The organism is Streptomyces sp. XY006, assembly GCF_002237655.1.
GTDB lineage: Bacteria > Actinomycetota > Actinomycetes > Streptomycetales > Streptomycetaceae > Streptomyces > Streptomyces levis.
This window is the reverse complement of the sequence record NZ_NOKT01000029.1, coordinates 41367-57183: the sequence shown is the minus strand read 5'-3', so window position 1 is coordinate 57183 and position 15817 is coordinate 41367. Positions and strand designations below refer to the sequence as shown.

General features: G+C 69.8%; 13 protein-coding genes. All 13 read left to right on the top strand.

Features of this window, described 5'->3' with window-relative positions; genetic code table 11:
• Positions 1 to 11 precede the first annotated feature (11 nt).
• From CHR28_RS29030 to nuoN, 13 genes are read left to right on the top strand one after another with little or no spacing between them, the layout of a single operon-like run.
• Positions 12 to 566: a NuoB/complex I 20 kDa subunit family protein gene (locus CHR28_RS29030; RefSeq protein WP_007383964.1), complete on the top strand. Its 555-nt coding sequence runs from the start codon at positions 12 to 14 to the stop codon at positions 564 to 566.
• Positions 563 to 1303 (top strand): NADH-quinone oxidoreductase subunit C, encoded by a 741-nt coding sequence (locus CHR28_RS29025; protein WP_094056669.1) that lies wholly within the window; start codon positions 563 to 565, stop codon positions 1301 to 1303. Before CHR28_RS29030 ends, CHR28_RS29025 begins: the two co-directional genes overlap by 4 nt.
• Positions 1300 to 2622 (top strand): NADH-quinone oxidoreductase subunit D, encoded by a 1323-nt coding sequence (locus tag CHR28_RS29020; RefSeq protein ID WP_094056668.1) that lies wholly within the window; start codon positions 1300 to 1302, stop codon positions 2620 to 2622. The genes CHR28_RS29025 and CHR28_RS29020 overlap by 4 nt, the downstream gene beginning before the upstream one ends.
• Positions 2619 to 3479 carry an NADH-quinone oxidoreductase subunit NuoE gene (nuoE, locus tag CHR28_RS29015; protein WP_094056667.1) on the top strand — a complete coding sequence of 287 codons (861 nt, stop codon included), beginning with the start codon at positions 2619 to 2621 and terminating at the stop codon, positions 3477 to 3479. The genes CHR28_RS29020 and nuoE overlap by 4 nt, the downstream gene beginning before the upstream one ends.
• A complete protein-coding gene (gene nuoF, locus CHR28_RS29010) occupies positions 3479 to 4825 on the top strand; it encodes an NADH-quinone oxidoreductase subunit NuoF (protein WP_094056666.1) in 1347 nt (448 codons plus the stop codon). The genes nuoE and nuoF overlap by 1 nt, the downstream gene beginning before the upstream one ends.
• Entirely contained in the window at positions 4822 to 7326 is a 2505-nt protein-coding gene (locus tag CHR28_RS29005; protein ID WP_094056665.1) for an NADH-quinone oxidoreductase subunit G, read from the top strand. Before nuoF ends, CHR28_RS29005 begins: the two co-directional genes overlap by 4 nt.
• Entirely contained in the window at positions 7323 to 8702 is a 1380-nt protein-coding gene (gene nuoH, locus CHR28_RS29000) for an NADH-quinone oxidoreductase subunit NuoH (RefSeq protein WP_094056664.1), read from the top strand. The genes CHR28_RS29005 and nuoH overlap by 4 nt, the downstream gene beginning before the upstream one ends.
• On the top strand, positions 8695 to 9360 hold the full coding sequence (nuoI, locus tag CHR28_RS28995) for an NADH-quinone oxidoreductase subunit NuoI (protein WP_094056663.1): 666 nt from the start codon (positions 8695 to 8697) through the stop codon (positions 9358 to 9360). Before nuoH ends, nuoI begins: the two co-directional genes overlap by 8 nt.
• Positions 9357 to 10199, top strand: a complete 843-nt coding sequence (locus CHR28_RS28990; RefSeq protein ID WP_094056662.1) for an NADH-quinone oxidoreductase subunit J — start codon at positions 9357 to 9359, stop codon at positions 10197 to 10199. The genes nuoI and CHR28_RS28990 overlap by 4 nt, the downstream gene beginning before the upstream one ends.
• The gene (gene nuoK, locus CHR28_RS28985; RefSeq protein WP_003992252.1) at positions 10196 to 10495 is read left to right on the top strand and encodes an NADH-quinone oxidoreductase subunit NuoK; all 300 of its coding nucleotides are present in this window, start codon (positions 10196 to 10198) and stop codon (positions 10493 to 10495) included. Before CHR28_RS28990 ends, nuoK begins: the two co-directional genes overlap by 4 nt.
• 15 nt (positions 10496 to 10510) lie before the next feature.
• Complete coding sequence (gene nuoL, locus CHR28_RS28980) at positions 10511 to 12475, top strand: NADH-quinone oxidoreductase subunit L (RefSeq protein ID WP_094056661.1); 1965 nt, start codon at positions 10511 to 10513, stop codon at positions 12473 to 12475.
• 5 nt (positions 12476 to 12480) lie between these two features.
• Entirely contained in the window at positions 12481 to 14052 is a 1572-nt protein-coding gene (locus CHR28_RS28975) for an NADH-quinone oxidoreductase subunit M (protein WP_094056660.1), read from the top strand.
• Positions 14049 to 15698, top strand: coding sequence for an NADH-quinone oxidoreductase subunit NuoN (gene nuoN, locus CHR28_RS28970; RefSeq protein ID WP_094056659.1), 1650 nt, complete (start codon positions 14049 to 14051; stop codon positions 15696 to 15698). Before CHR28_RS28975 ends, nuoN begins: the two co-directional genes overlap by 4 nt.
• The last annotated feature ends 119 nt before the right edge of the window (positions 15699 to 15817 follow it).

Genomic DNA, 15817 nt, shown 5'->3' with positions numbered 1-15817 from the left:
GGCCACAAGTCATGGGACTCGAAGAAAAGCTGCCGAGCGGCTTCCTGCTGACCACCGTCGAGCAGGCCGCGGGCTGGGTGCGCAAGGCGTCGGTCTTCCCCGCCACGTTCGGCCTCGCCTGTTGCGCCATCGAGATGATGACCACCGGCGCCGGCCGCTACGACCTGGCGCGCTTCGGCATGGAGGTCTTCCGGGGCTCGCCGCGCCAGGCGGACCTGATGATCGTCGCCGGCCGGGTCAGCCAGAAGATGGCGCCGGTGCTGCGGCAGGTCTACGACCAGATGCCGAACCCCAAGTGGGTGATCTCCATGGGGGTCTGTGCCTCCTCCGGCGGCATGTTCAACAACTACGCGATCGTCCAGGGCGTCGACCACATCGTGCCGGTCGACATCTACCTCCCCGGCTGCCCGCCACGGCCGGAGATGCTCATGGACGCCATCCTCAAGCTCCACCAGAAGATCCAGTCCTCCAAGCTCGGCGTGAACGCCGAGGAGGCGGCCCGCGAGGCGGAGGAGGCGGCGCTCAAGGCCCTGCCCACGATCGAGATGAAGGGGCTGCTGCGATGAGCGACGCGAACGGCAACGGTGTCAATCCCGAGAAGGACCTCTCCGCGGAGAACCTCCCGGGCCAGCGCGGCCAGGGCGGCGAGGAGATCCGCGTCCAGCGCGGCATGTTCGGCGCGAACAACGGCGGCGACACCTCCGGCTACGGCGGCCTGGTCCGCTCGGTCCGGCTCCCGGGACCGGCGACCCGCCCCTACGGCGGCTGGTTCGACGAGGTCGCCGACGAACTGGAGGGGGCTCTGGAGGAGCAGGGCCTGCTCCCGGACAACGCCATCGAGAAGACGGTCGTCGACCGCGACGAGCTGACCTTCCACATCGAGCGCGAGCACCTCGTCCGCGTCGCCCGCACCCTGCGCGACGACCCGGCCCTGCGCTTCGAGCTGTGCACCGGCGTCAGCGGCGTGCACTACCCGCACGACAAGGGCCGCGAGCTGCACGCCGTCTACCACCTGCGCTCGATCACCCACAACCGGGTGATCCGCCTGGAGGTCAGCGCCCCCGACGGCGACCCGCACATCCCGTCCCTGTTCGAGGTCTATCCGACCAACGACTGGCACGAGCGCGAGACCTACGACTTCTTCGGGATCGTCTTCGACGGCCACCCGGCCCTGACGCGGATCATGATGCCGGACGACTGGCAGGGCTTCCCGCAGCGCAAGGACTACCCCCTCGGCGGCATCCCCGTCGAGTACAAGGGCGCCCAGATCCCGGCTCCGGACCAGCGGAGGTCGTACTCATGAGCACTTCGCACGCCTCCCCTCGGGAGACCACCGAAGGCACCGTCTACACGGTCACCGGCGGCGACTGGGACGAGGTCGTCCAGTCCGCGGCCCGCGCCGACGACGAGCGCATCGTCGTCAACATGGGCCCGCAGCACCCGTCCACGCACGGCGTGCTCCGCCTGATCCTGGAGATCGAGGGCGAGACCGTCACCGAGGCCCGCTGCGGAATCGGTTATCTGCACACCGGCATCGAGAAGAACCTCGAGTACCGCACGTGGACGCAGGGCACCACGTTCGTGACGCGCATGGACTACCTGACGCCGTTCTTCAACGAGACGGCGTACTGCCTCGGCGTCGAGAAGCTGCTCGGCATCGAGGACCAGATCCCCGACCGCGCCTCCATCATCCGCGTGCTCCTGATGGAGCTGAACCGCCTGTCCTCGCACCTGGTGTGCATCGCCACCGGCGGCATGGAACTCGGCGCCACGACGATCATGATCTACGGATTCCGTGATCGTGAACTCATTCTCGACATCTACGAGCTGATCACCGGCCTGCGGATGAACCACGCGTACATCCGCCCCGGCGGCCTCGCCCAGGACCTGCCGCCCGGCGCCGTGGACCAGATCCGCGAGTTCGTGAAGAAGATGAAGAAGAACCTCCCGGAGTACGACAAGCTCGCCACCGGGAACCCCATCTTCAAGGCCCGCATGCAGGACATCGGCTACCTCGACCTGGCCGGCTGCATGGCCCTCGGCGCCACGGGTCCGATCCTGCGCTCCACCGGCCTGCCGCACGACCTGCGCAAGGCCCAGCCGTACTGCGGCTACGAGACGTACGACTTCGACGTCCCGACCGCCGACACCTGCGACGCCTACGGCCGCTTCCTGATCCGCCTGGAGGAGATGCGCCAGTCGCTGAGGATCGTCGAGCAGTGCCTGGACCGGCTGCAGCCCGGCCCGGTCATGGTCGCCGACAAGAAGATCGCCTGGCCCGCCCAGCTCGCCCTGGGCCCCGACGGGCTCGGCAACTCCCTCGACCACATCAAGAAGATCATGGGCACCTCCATGGAGGCCCTGATCCACCACTTCAAGCTGGTCACCGAGGGCTTCCGCGTCCCGCCGGGACAGGCCTACGCGGCGGTCGAGTCGCCCAAGGGCGAGCTCGGGGTGCACGTCGTCTCCGACGGCGGCACCCGCCCCTACCGGGTCCACTTCCGCGACCCGTCCTTCACCAACCTTCAGGCGATGGCGGCGATGTGCGAAGGCGGCCAGGTCGCCGACGTCATCGTCGCCGTCGCGTCCATCGACCCCGTGATGGGAGGCGTCGACCGGTGACCACCTCTTCTTCCGAGCGGGGCGTCAGCCTGGGCATGCCCGAACTGCCCGCACCCGCCTACCCGGACGACGTCCGGGCCCGGCTGGAGACCGACGCGCGCGAGATCATCGCCCGCTACCCGGACTCCCGCTCCGCCCTCCTGCCGCTGCTGCACCTCGTGCAGTCGGAGGAGGGCCACGTCACGCGCACCGGCATGCGGTTCTGCGCGGACGTGCTCGGCCTGACCACGGCCGAGGTCACCGCCGTCGCGACCTTCTACACCATGTACCGGCGCCGTCCCAGCGGGGACTACCAGGTCGGGGTGTGCACCAACACCCTGTGCGCCGTCATGGGCGGGGACGCCATCTTCGAGGAGCTCCAGGAGCACCTCGGCGTCGGCAACGGCGAGACCACCGACGACGGCAAGGTCACGCTGGAGCACATCGAGTGCAACGCGGCCTGCGACTTCGCGCCGGTCGTGATGGTCAACTGGGAGTTCTTCGACAACCAGACCCCCTCCAGCGCCAAGCGTCTCGTCGACGACCTGCGCGCGGGCCGCCCGGTCACGCCCACGCGCGGGGCGCCGCTGTGCACCTTCAAGGACACCGCCCGGATCCTGGCCGGCTTCCCCGACGAGCGGGACGGCGCCGTGGAGTCCGGGGGCAGCGCCGGACCGGCCTCCCTGGTCGGCCTCAAGCTCGCCAAGGGCGAGGCGTCCGCCGCGCGCGTGGTGCACCCGCGCGGCGAGGCGGCCCGCACCGGGGCACCGCACGACCCGTCACCGACGGAGCACTTGAGCTCGCACGACGCGCCGCAGGACACGTCGGCCTCCGACCCGGCCCACCCGGCCGGGCCCGCAGCCGAGGAGGGGGAGTGATGACCTTGGCACCCGAGCTGAAAGACATGAGCCCCGAGAAGCTGCTCGCACCGGTGCTGTCGGCCTTCTGGGACGAGGACGAGTCCTGGACGCTGGACGTGTACCGGCGGCACGACGGATACGAGGGGCTGCGTAAGGCGCTCGCCATGTCGCCGGACGACGTGATCGCCTACGTCAAGGAGTCCGGTCTGCGCGGACGCGGCGGCGCGGGATTCCCCACCGGGATGAAGTGGCAGTTCATTCCCCAGGGGGACGGCAAGCCGCACTATCTCGTTGTCAACGCCGACGAGTCGGAGCCCGGGACGTGCAAGGACATCCCGCTCCTCTTCGCGAACCCGCACAGCCTCATCGAGGGCATGATCATCGCGTGCTACGCCATCAGGTCCTCGCACGCCTTCATCTATCTCCGTGGTGAAGTCGTCCCCGTGCTGCGGCGGTTGCACTCGGCCGTACGCGAGGCGTACGCGGCGGGCTTCCTCGGCGAGAACATCCTGGACAGCGGACTCGACCTCGACATCACCGTGCACGCCGGGGCGGGCGCGTACATCTGCGGTGAGGAGACCGCACTGCTCGACTCGCTCGAAGGCCGCCGGGGTCAACCGCGGCTCCGTCCCCCCTTCCCCGCCGTCGCGGGCCTCTACGCGTGCCCGACTGTGGTGAACAACGTCGAATCGATCGCGTCGGTTCCCGCGATCATGAACCGGGGCAAGGACTGGTTCCGGTCGATGGGCAGCGAGAAGTCGCCCGGCTTCACCCTGTACTCCCTCTCCGGCCACGTCGCCAGCCCCGGTCAGTACGAGGCGCCGCTCGGGATCACGCTCCGCCAGCTCCTCGACATGAGCGGCGGCATGCGCCCCGGGCACCGCCTGAAGTTCTGGACGCCGGGCGGCTCCTCGACCCCGATGTTCACCGACGAGCACCTCGACGTCCCCCTTGACTACGAAGGAGTGGGCGCCGCGGGTTCCATGCTCGGCACGAAAGCCCTCCAGTGCTTCGACGAGACGACCTGCGTGGTCCGTGCCGTCACGCGCTGGACCGAGTTCTACGCCCACGAGTCCTGCGGCAAGTGCACGCCCTGCCGTGAGGGGACCTACTGGCTCGTGCAGCTGCTGCGCGACATCGAGGCCGGCAAGGGACAGATGTCCGACCTCGACAAGCTGAACGACATCGCCGACAACATCAACGGCAAGTCCTTCTGCGCCCTCGGCGACGGCGCCGCCTCGCCGATCTTCTCCTCGCTCAAGTACTTCCGCGAGGAGTACGAGCAGCACATCACGGGCCGGGGCTGCCCCTTCGACCCGGCCAAGTCGACGGCCTGGGCCGACCGCACGGAGGTGAACGCATGACCGTGACCACCAGCTCTCCCTCCGGCGGGGGAGAGGCGGCGGTCCCGCCGGAGAACCTCGTGTCGCTGACGATCGACGGCGCCGAGATCAGCGTGCCCAAGGGCACCCTGGTCATCCGGGCCGCCGAACAGCTCGGCATCGAGATCCCCCGGTTCTGCGACCACCCCCTCCTGGACCCGGCCGGCGCCTGCCGCCAGTGCATCGTCGAGGTCGAGGGCCAGCGCAAGCCGATGGCCTCCTGCACCATCACCTGCACCGACGGCATGGTCGTCAAGACCCAGCTCAGCTCCCCGGTCGCGGAGAAGGCCCAGAAGGGTGTGATGGAGCTCCTGCTCATCAACCACCCGCTGGACTGCCCGGTCTGCGACAAGGGCGGCGAGTGCCCGCTGCAGAACCAGGCCATGTCGCACGGTGACGCCGAGTCCCGCTTCGACGGCCGCAAGCGGACCTACGAGAAGCCCGTCCCGATCTCCACGCAGGTGCTGCTCGACCGCGAGCGGTGCGTGCTGTGCGCCCGCTGCACCCGGTTCTCCAACCAGGTCGCGGGCGACCCGATGATCGAGCTGATCGAGCGGGGCGCGCTCCAGCAGGTCGGCACCGGCGAGGGCGACCCGTTCGAGTCGTACTTCTCCGGCAACACCATCCAGATCTGCCCCGTGGGAGCGCTGACCTCGGCGGCGTACCGATTCCGCTCCCGCCCCTTCGACCTGGTCTCCTCCCCGTCGGTGTGCGAGCACTGCTCCGGCGGCTGCGCCACGCGCACCGACCACCGGCGCGGCAAGGTCATGCGGCGGCTCGCGGCGAACGACCCCGAGGTCAACGAGGAGTGGATCTGCGACAAGGGGCGGTTCGCCTTCCGGTACGCCCAGCAGCGTGACCGGCTGCAGACGCCCCTGGTGCGCAACGCCGAGGGCGAGCTGGAACCGGCCTCCTGGCCGGAGGCCGTGCAGATCGCGGCCCAGGGGCTGCTCGCCTCCCGGGGCCGCACCGGCGTCCTGACCGGCGGCCGCCTCACCGTCGAGGACGCCTACGCGTACAGCAAGTTCGCGCGCGTGGCGCTCGACACCAACGACATCGACTTCCGCGCGCGCGTGCACAGCAGTGAGGAGGCCGACTTCCTCGCCGCGCAGATCGCCGGGCGCGGCCGGGACCTCGACGGCACGGGCGTCACCTACACCGCGCTGGAGAAGGCCCCGGCGGTCCTGCTGGTCGGCTTCGAGGCGGAGGAGGAGGCGCCCGGCGTCTTCCTGCGGCTGCGCAAGGCCTGGCGCAAGCACGGGCAGAAGACCTTCTCGCTCGCCACGCACACCACGCGCGGCCTGGAGAAGGCCGGCGGCACCCTGCTCCCGGCGGCGCCCGGCACCGAGACCGAGTGGCTGGACGCGCTCGCGAGCGGTGTCGGCCTGGCGGACGAGGGTGCCCGCGCCGCCGAGGCGCTGCGCGCCGAGGGCGCGGTGATCGTCGTCGGCGAGCGGCTGGCCGCGGTGGCCGGCGGTCTGACGGCCGCCGTGCGCACCGCCGCCGCGACCGGAGCCCGGCTGGTGTGGATCCCGCGCCGGGCCGGGGAGCGCGGCGCGGTCGAGGCGGGCGCGCTGCCCTCGCTGCTGCCGGGCGGGCGCCCGGCCACCGACCCGCGCGCGCGGGACGAGGTCGCCGCCGTCTGGGGCGTCGCCGGCCTGCCGCACCGCTACGGCCGCGACACCGGCGAGATCGTCGAGGCCGCCGCGACCGGAGAGCTCCAGGCCCTCCTCGTGGCGGGCGTGGAGATCGCCGACCTGCCCGACCCGGCACGCGCGCGTGCCGCGCTCGACGAGGTGGGCTTCCTGGTCTCGCTGGAGCTGCGGCCCAGCGAGGTCTCCCGCAAGGCCGACGTGGTCCTGCCGGTCGCCGCGGTCGCCGAGAAGGCCGGCACCTTCCTCAACTGGGAAGGCCGGGTCCGCTTCTTCGAGGCCGCGCTCAAGCCCGACCAGATGACCCGCACCCTCGCGCCCACCGACGCGCGCGTGCTGCAGATGCTCGCCGACGCCATGGACGTCCACCTCGGACTGCCCGATCTGCGCACCGTGCGCGCGGAGATCGACCGGCTCGGCCCCTGGGACGGCCCGCGGGCCACCGAGCCCCTGGAGAGGGCGGGCGCGCTGCCCCGCCCGGCCGCCGGGGAGGCCGTGCTCGCCGGGCACCGGCTCCTGCTCGACCAGGGCGTGCTGCAGCAGGGCGACGAGGCCCTGGCCGGAACGCGGCACGCCGCACGCGCGCGCGTGTCGGCCGCCACGGCCGCCGAGGCGGGCGTCAAGGACGGCGACCTCCTGTCGGTCACCGGCCCCGAGGGCGCCGTCGCATTCCCGCTGCAGATCAGCGACATGCCCGACCGGGTGGTGTGGCTCCCGCTGAACTCCGCCGGCGGCGGCGTCGCCTCCGACACCGGGGCGCGGCCCGGCTCCCTCGTCCGCATCGGCCCGGCGACCCTCGCCGGCGAGGCCCCCAAGGAGGTGGAGGCATGAGCCCGTCGTACTTCGCCGCTGAAGACCTCTCGATGTTCGGCACCGACCCCTGGTGGCTGGTCGTCATCAAGGCGGTGTTCTGCTTCGCCTTCCTGATGGTGACCGTGCTGGTCTCCATCGTCATGGAGCGCAAGGTCGTCGCCTGGATGCAGCTGCGCATCGGCCCCAACCGGCACGGCCCCTGGGGCATGCTCCAGTCGCTCGCCGACGGCATCAAGCTGATGCTGAAGGAAGACGTGATCGTCAAGCGGGCGGACAAGGCGGTGTACGTCCTCGCGCCGGTCATCGCGGCCATCCCGGCCTTCATGGCGATCGCGGTGATCCCCTTCGGCCCGGCCGGCAACGAGATCTCGATCTTCGGCCAGCGCACCACGATGCAGCTCACCGACCTGCCGATCGCGATGCTCTACATCCTCGCGGTCGCCTCGGTCGGCATCTACGGCATCGTCCTGGCGGGCTGGAGCTCCGGCTCGACCTACCCGCTGCTGGGCGGCCTGCGCTCCTGCGCGCAGATGATCTCCTACGAGATCGCGATGGGCGCCGCCTTCGCCTCCGTGTTCCTCTACTCGGGGTCGATGTCGACGTCGACGATCGTCGAGGGGCAGACCGACCGCTGGTACGTCCTGCTGCTGCCGGTCTCCTTCATCCTCTACATCGTCACCATGGTCGGCGAGACCAACCGCGCCCCCTTCGACATGCCGGAGTCCGAGGGCGACCTGGTCGGCGGCTTCAACACCGAGTACTCGTCGATCAAGTTCGCGATGTTCATGCTCGCCGAGTACGTCAACATGGTCACCGTCTCGGCCGTCGCCACCACGCTCTTCCTCGGCGGCTGGCGGGCCCCCTGGCCCATCAGCACCTTCTGGGAGGGCGCCAACCACGGCTGGTGGCCGCTGCTGTGGTTCACCGTCAAGGTCCAGCTGCTGCTGTTCATGTTCATCTGGATCCGCGGCACCCTCCCGCGCGTCCGCTACGACCAGCTGATGAAGCTCGGCTGGAAGGTCCTCATCCCGGTCTCGCTGGTCTGGCTGATGCTCGTCGCCAGTGTCCGGGCCCTGCGCAACGAGGGCTACGACTTCGCCGACATCGCCCTCTACGTCGGCGGCGCCGTCCTCGCCCTGCTGCTGCTCTCCTTCGTGGCCGACATGTTCCGCGAGAAGACCAAGCAGGCCGAGCAGCCGGCCGAGGCCCCGGCCGCCTTCGACCCGATGGCGGGCGGATTCCCCGTACCGCCCCTGCCCGGACAGGAACTTCCGCCGGTTCCGCGACGGCCCTCGCGCCGTGAGCGGGAGTTGATTGTCAGTGGTGGGCCCGATACTCACAGTGACGGATCTCTGGGCGGATCTACGGATGGAAAGGAGGCGTCCGATGGCTGAGGAAATCGAGCGTTCGCAGGCCGAGGAACCGAAGGACACCAAGCCCGGTTTCATGAACCCGGTGGCCGGCTTCGGCGTGACCTTCAAGGCCATGTTCAAGAAGCGGCTGACCGAGCAGTACCCCGAGCAGCCGAAGACCACGGCCCCGCGCTTCCACGGACGGCACCAGCTCAACCGCCATCCGGACGGCCTGGAGAAGTGCGTCGGCTGTGAACTGTGCGCCTGGGCCTGCCCCGCCGACGCGATCTACGTCGAGGGCGCGGACAACACGGACGAGGAGCGCTACTCGCCCGGCGAGCGGTACGGCCGCGTCTACCAGATCAACTACGCCCGCTGCATCCTGTGCGGCCTGTGCATCGAGGCCTGCCCCACGCGCGCGCTGACCATGACCAACGAGTTCGAGCTGGCCGACTCCAGCCGCGCCAACCTCATCTACACCAAGGAGCAGCTGCTCGCGGGCCTGGAGGAGGGCATGGTCGACACCCCCCACGCCATCTACCCGGGCACGGACGAACAGGACTACTACCGCGGCCTGGTGACGGAGGCCGCGCCCGGCACCGAGCGGCAGGTCGCCCACTCCAAGGGCGAAGTCGTGCAGGAGGCCGACTCGACCTTCGGCGGGACGGAACCGGCGTCGGAGAAGGTGATCGGCCGATGACCGCCCAGCTCGCCGCCTACTCCACCTCCACCGGAGAGGCCGTCCAGTTCTGGATCCTCGGCACGGTCGCGGTGATCGGCGCCCTGTGCACCATCCTGATGAGGCGGGCCGTGCACAGCGCGCTCTGTCTCGCCGGGACCATGATCATCCTGGCGGTGTTCTACCTCGCCAACGGCGCCTACTTCCTGGGCGTCGTGCAGATCGTCGTCTACACCGGCGCGATCATGATGCTGTTCCTGTTCGTGGTGATGCTCGTCGGCGTCACCGCGGCGGACTCCCTGAAGGAGACCATCAAGGGCCAGCGCTGGCTGGCCCTGCTGTGCGGACTCGGGTTCGGCGTGCTGCTGATCGGCGGGATCGGCAACGCCTCCCTGACGGAGTTCAACGGCATCGGCCAGGCGAACGCCGGGGGCAACGTGGAGGGCATCGCCGCCCTCATCTTCACCAAGTACGTCTTCGCGTTCGAGATCACCGGCGCCCTGCTCATCACGGCCGCCGTCGGCGCCATGGTGCTCACCCACCGCGAGCGCACCGAGCGGGCCAAGACGCAGCGGGAGCTCGCCGTGGAGCGCGTCCGGTCGGGCAAGCAGCTGCCGCCCCTGCCGGCACCGGGTGTGTACGCCCGGCACAACGCGGTCGACATCGCGGGTCTGCTGCCCGACGGCACCCCCTCCGACCTCACCGTCAGCAAGACGCTGCGCGAGCGCGGCCAGATCCGGGACGTGTCGCAGGAGGCGCTCAACGACCTCAAGGCCCTGGAGCAGCGGGCCGAGGAGCGCCTGGAGCGGAAGGCCGTCGAACCGGCCACGTTCAAGCGGCCCGAGGAGGCATCGAAGTGAACCCGGTCAACTACCTCTATCTCGCGGCCCTGCTGTTCACGATCGGCGCCACCGGCGTGCTGATCAGGCGCAACGCGATCGTGGTGTTCATGTGCATCGAGCTCATGCTCAACGCCTGCAACCTCGCGTTCGTCGCCTTCTCCCGGATGCACGGCAACCTCGACGGCCAGATCATCGCCTTCTTCACGATGGTCGTCGCCGCCGCGGAGGTCGTGGTGGGGCTCGCGATCATCGTGTCCCTGTTCCGTGCCCGCCACTCGGCCTCGGTCGACGACGCCAGCCTGATGAAGCTGTAAGGGGTCGGGAGAATCGTGGAGAACCTGATTGCGCTGCTGGTGGCGGCGCCCCTGCTCGGAGCGGCGGTCCTGCTGTGCGGCGGACGCCGGCTGGACGCCGTCGGCCACTGGCTCGGCACGCTGCTCGCGGCCGTCTCCTTCGTGCTCGGCCTGGTGCTGTTCAGCGACATGCTCGCCCGGGACGCCGAGAACCGCGTCATGAGCCAGCACCTGTTCAGCTGGATCCCGGTCGAGGGCTTCCAGGCGGACGTCGCCTTCCAGCTCGACCAGCTGTCCATGACGTTCGTCCTGCTGATCACGGGCGTCGGATCGCTGATCCACCTGTACTCCGTCGGGTACATGGAGCACGACGAGCGGCGCCGCCGCTTCTTCGGCTATCTGAACCTGTTCCTCGCGGCGATGCTGATCCTCGTCCTCGCCGACAACTACCTGCTGCTGTACGTCGGCTGGGAGGGCGTCGGTCTCGCCTCCTACCTGCTGATCGGCTTCTGGCAGCACAAGCCCAGCGCCGCCACGGCCGCGAAGAAGGCCTTCCTGGTCAACCGCGTCGGCGACATGGGCCTGTCCATCGCGATCATGCTGATGTTCCTGTGGTTCGGCACCTTCGCCTTCGGGCCGGTGCTCGGCGACCACGGGGAGGCCGGACTCGCCGGTGCCGCCGGTGAGGACAAGCTGACCGCGATCGCCCTGATGCTGCTGCTCGCCGCCTGCGGCAAGTCCGCCCAGGTGCCGCTGCAGTCCTGGCTCGGGGACGCCATGGAGGGCCCGACCCCGGTCTCGGCCCTCATCCACGCCGCGACGATGGTGACGGCGGGCGTCTACCTGATCGTCCGCTCCGCGGCCGTCTTCAACGGCGCCCCGGACGCACAGCTGGTAGTCACGATCGTCGGCGCGGTCACGCTCCTGTTCGGTGCGATCGTCGGTTGCGCGAAGGACGACATCAAGAAGGCCCTGGCCGGCTCGACCATGTCGCAGATCGGCTACATGATCCTCGCCGCGGGCCTCGGCCCCATCGGCTACGTCTTCGCGATCATGCACCTGGTGACGCACGGCTTCTTCAAGGCCGGTCTCTTCCTCGGCGCCGGTTCGGTCATGCACGGCATGAACGACGAGGTCGACATGAGGAGGTACGGCGGCCTGCGGAAGTACATGCCGGTCACGTTCATCACCTTCGGCCTCGGCTATCTGGCGATCATCGGCTTCCCGGGCCTGTCCGGCTTCTTCTCCAAGGACAAGATCATCGAGGCCGCGTTCGCCAAGGGCGGCACCGAGGGCTGGATCCTCGGCGCCTGCGCCCTGCTCGGCGCGGCCATCACCGCGTTCTACATGACGCGCGTGATGCTGATGACGTTCTTCGGCGAGGAGCGCTGGCGCCACGCCCCGACGCCGTCCCCGGCCGAGCCGGACGTGGAACCCGCGGCCGAGACGGGCGGCGAGTACACCCCGCCGCACCCGCACGAGTCGCCCAGGATCATGACGATCCCCATGATCGTGCTGGCCGTCGGCTCGGTGTTCGGCGGTGCGTTCTTCAGCATCGGCGACCGGTTCGTGCACTGGCTGGAGCCGATCACCGGACACGACCACGGCAACCCGCCGGTCAGCGCCCTCACGGTCACGCTGTCCACGGTCGCCGTGATGGTCATCGGCGTGGCCCTCGCCTGGGCGCAGTACGGCCGCCGCCCGGTCCCGGCCGTCGCCCCGCGCGGCTCGCTGCTCACCCGGGCCGCCCGCCGCGACCTGCTTCAGGACGACTTCAACCACGTCGTCCTGGTCCGCGGCGGCGAGCACCTCACGCGGTCCCTGGTCTACGTCGACCACACCCTGGTCGACGGCGTCGTCAACGGCACGGCGGCCTCGGTCGGCGGCCTCTCCGGGCGGATGCGCAAGCTGCAGAACGGCTTCGCCCGCTCCTACGCGGTCTCGATGTTCGGCGGCGCGGCGGTCATCGTCGCCGCGACCCTGCTGATGAGGGCGGTCTGATACCGATGTCCTTTCCTCTGCTGACAGCGACAGCGGCGCTCCCGGCGATCGGGGCGATCGCCACGGCCGCCGTCCCGGCCGCGAAGCGCACCGCCGCCAAGTGGCTGGCGCTGCTCTTCTCGCTCGCCACGCTCGTCCTGGCGATCGTCGTCCTGGTCCGCTTCGACCCGGGCGGCGACCGCTACCAGCTCACCGAGTCCCACGCCTGGATCGCCGACTTCGGCGTCCGCTACGAACTGGGCGTGGACGGCATCGGCGTGGCGCTCATCGCGCTGACCGCCCTGCTCATCCCCTTCATCATCCTCGCGGGCTGGCACGACGCCGACCCCCTGGAGACCGGCAGCAGCCGGTGGCGGCCGACGCAGGGCTTCTTCGCCCTGATCCTGGCCGTCGAGGCGATGGTGATCCTCTCCTTCGAGGCCACCGACGTCTTCCTCTTCTACATCTTCTTCGAAGCCATGCTCATCCCGATGTACTTCCTCATCGGCGGCTTCGGGGACCGTGCCCACGAGCACGGCGAGAAGGCGGCGGCGACACAACGCTCGTACGCCGCGGTGAAGTTCCTCCTTTACAACCTGGCCGGCGGTCTGATCATGCTGGCCGCGGTGATCGGCCTGTACGTGGTCGCCGGGAACTTCTCGCTGCAGGAGATCGCCGAGGCCCGGGCCAACGGCACGCTCGACATGGCGACCGGCACCGAGCGCTGGCTGTTCCTCGGCTTCTTCTTCGCCTTCGCGGTGAAGGCGCCGCTGTGGCCGCTGCACACCTGGCTGCCCAACGCCATGCAGGAGTCGACGGCCCCGGTCGCGGTCCTCATCACGGCGGTCGTCGACAAGGTCGGCACCTTCGCGATGCTCCGCTTCTGCCTCCAGCTCTTCCCGGAGGCCAGCAAGTGGGCCACACCCGCGATCCTCGTCCTGGCGCTGATCAGCATCATCTACGGGGCGCTGCTCGCGGTCGGCCAGCGGGACATCAAGCGGCTGGTGGCCTACGCGTCGATCTCCCACTTCGGCTTCATCATCATGGGCATCTTCGCGATGACCAGCCAGGGCCAGTCCGGCGCGACGCTGTACATGATCAACCACGGCATCTCGACGGCCGCGCTGATGCTGGTCGCGGGCTTCCTGATCTCCCGGCGCGGCTCGCGGCTCATCGCCGACTACGGCGGCGTGCAGAAGGTCGCTCCGGTGCTCGCCGGCACGTTCCTGATCGGCAGCCTCGCGACGCTGTCGCTGCCGGGCCTGGCGCCGTTCGTCAGTGAGTTCCTGGTCCTGGTCGGCACGTTCACGCGCTATCCGGTGATCGGCATCATTGCCACCTTCGGCATCGTCCTCGCCGCGCTCTACACCCTCGTCCTCTACCAGCGGACGATGACGGGCCCGGTGAAACCGGAGGTCAGCGCCATGCCCGACCTGAGGGTGCGGGAGCTCGTGGTGGTCGCCCCGCTGGTCGGGCTGCTGATCTTCCTGGGCGTCTACCCGAAGCCCGTCACGGACATCGTCAACCCCGCGGTGGAGCAGACCATGTCCGACGTTCAGAAGAAGGACCCCCAGCCCGAGGTGGAGGCGGCCAAGTGAGCGCATCAGCCGTCCACAGCCTGTGGACAATCGCGGCCGACCCGATCACCAAGATCGACGCGCCGAAGTTCGAGTACGGACAACTGGCGCCCACCCTGATCGTCGTGGGAGCGGCGATCGTCGGGATCCTGGTCGAGGCGTTCGTCCCGCGCAAATCCCGCTATTACGTCCAGATGTTCGTCTCCGTCGTGGCCCTCGCGGCCGCCTTCGCCGCGGTCGTCGCCCTGGCGGCCGACGGCTACGGCACGACCAAGGCGCGCATCGCGGCGATGGGCGCGATCGCCGTCGACGGACCCGCCCTGTTCCTGCAGGGCACGATCCTGCTGGCGGCCCTGGTCGGGCTGTTCACCTTCGCCGAGCGGCGTCTGGACCCGGTGGCGCACGGCAACCGGGTGGACTCCTTCGCCGCGCAGGCCGCGTCCGTGCCGGGCAGCGAGAGCGAGAAGGCCGCGGTCAAGGCCGGGTTCACCACCACCGAGGTGTTCCCGCTGCTGATGTTCGCCGTGGCCGGCATGCTGATCTTCCCGGCGGCCAACGACCTGCTGACGCTGTTCGTGGCCCTGGAGGTCTTCTCCCTGCCGCTGTACCTGCTGTGCGCCCTGGCCCGCCGCAAGCGGCTCATGTCGCAGGAGGCTGCGGTCAAGTACTTCCTGCTCGGCGCGTTCGCCTCCGCGTTCACCCTGTTCGGCATCGCGCTGCTCTACGGCTACGCGGGCTCGATGTCGTACGCGACGATCGCGCAGGTCGTCGACGGCACCGTCCAGGACGTCAACCCGGCGCTCGCCGACACCATGGGCAACGACGCGCTGCTGCTGGTCGGCGCCGCGCTGCTGGTGATGGGCCTGCTGTTCAAGGTGGGCGCGGTGCCCTTCCACATGTGGACACCGGACGTCTACCAGGGCGCGCCGACCCCGGTGACCGGCTTCATGGCGGCGGCGACCAAGGTGGCGGCCTTCGGCGCGCTCCTGCGGGTGCTGTACGTCGTACTGCCCGGCCTGCGCTGGGACTGGCGGCCGGTGATGTGGGCCGTGGCGATCGTCACCATGCTGGGCGGAGCGATCGTCGCGATCACGCAGACCGACATCAAGCGCCTGCTGGCGTACTCGTCGATCGCACACGCCGGGTTCATCCTCGCGGGTGTCATCGCGACCACGCCGGACGGCGTCTCGTCCGTCCTGTTCTACCTGGCCGCGTACTCGTTCGTGACGATCGGCGCCTTCGCGGTGGTCACGCTGGTGCGCGACGCGGGCGGTGAGGCGACGCACCTGTCCAAGTGGGCGGGGCTGGGTCGGCGTTCGCCGCTGGTGGCGGCTGTGTTCGCGGTGTTCCTGCTGGCCTTCGCCGGCATTCCGCTGACGTCCGGCTTCTCCGGGAAGTTCGCCGTGTTCAAGGCGGCGGCGGAGGGCGGGGCCGCCCCGCTCGTCGTCATCGGTGTGATCTCCTCGGCGATCGCGGCGTTCTTCTACATCCGGGTCATCGTGCTGATGTTCTTCAGCGAGCCGCGGCCCGAGGGTCCGACGGTGGCCGTGCCGTCGCCGCTGACCATGACGGCGATCGGCGTCGGTGTGGCGGTCACGCTGGTGCTCGGTGTGGCCCCGCAGTACTTCCTGGACCTGGCGGGACAGGCGGGCGTGTTCGTCCGCTGAGCGTCTCCGTGAGCATGGGGCCCGGCTTCCGCGGGGAGCCGGGCTCCTTCGCGTGCCTGGGGCAGGCCCCTTCGCGTGTCCGGGGCGGGCCCTTTCGCGCGTGTCCGGGGTGAGCCCTC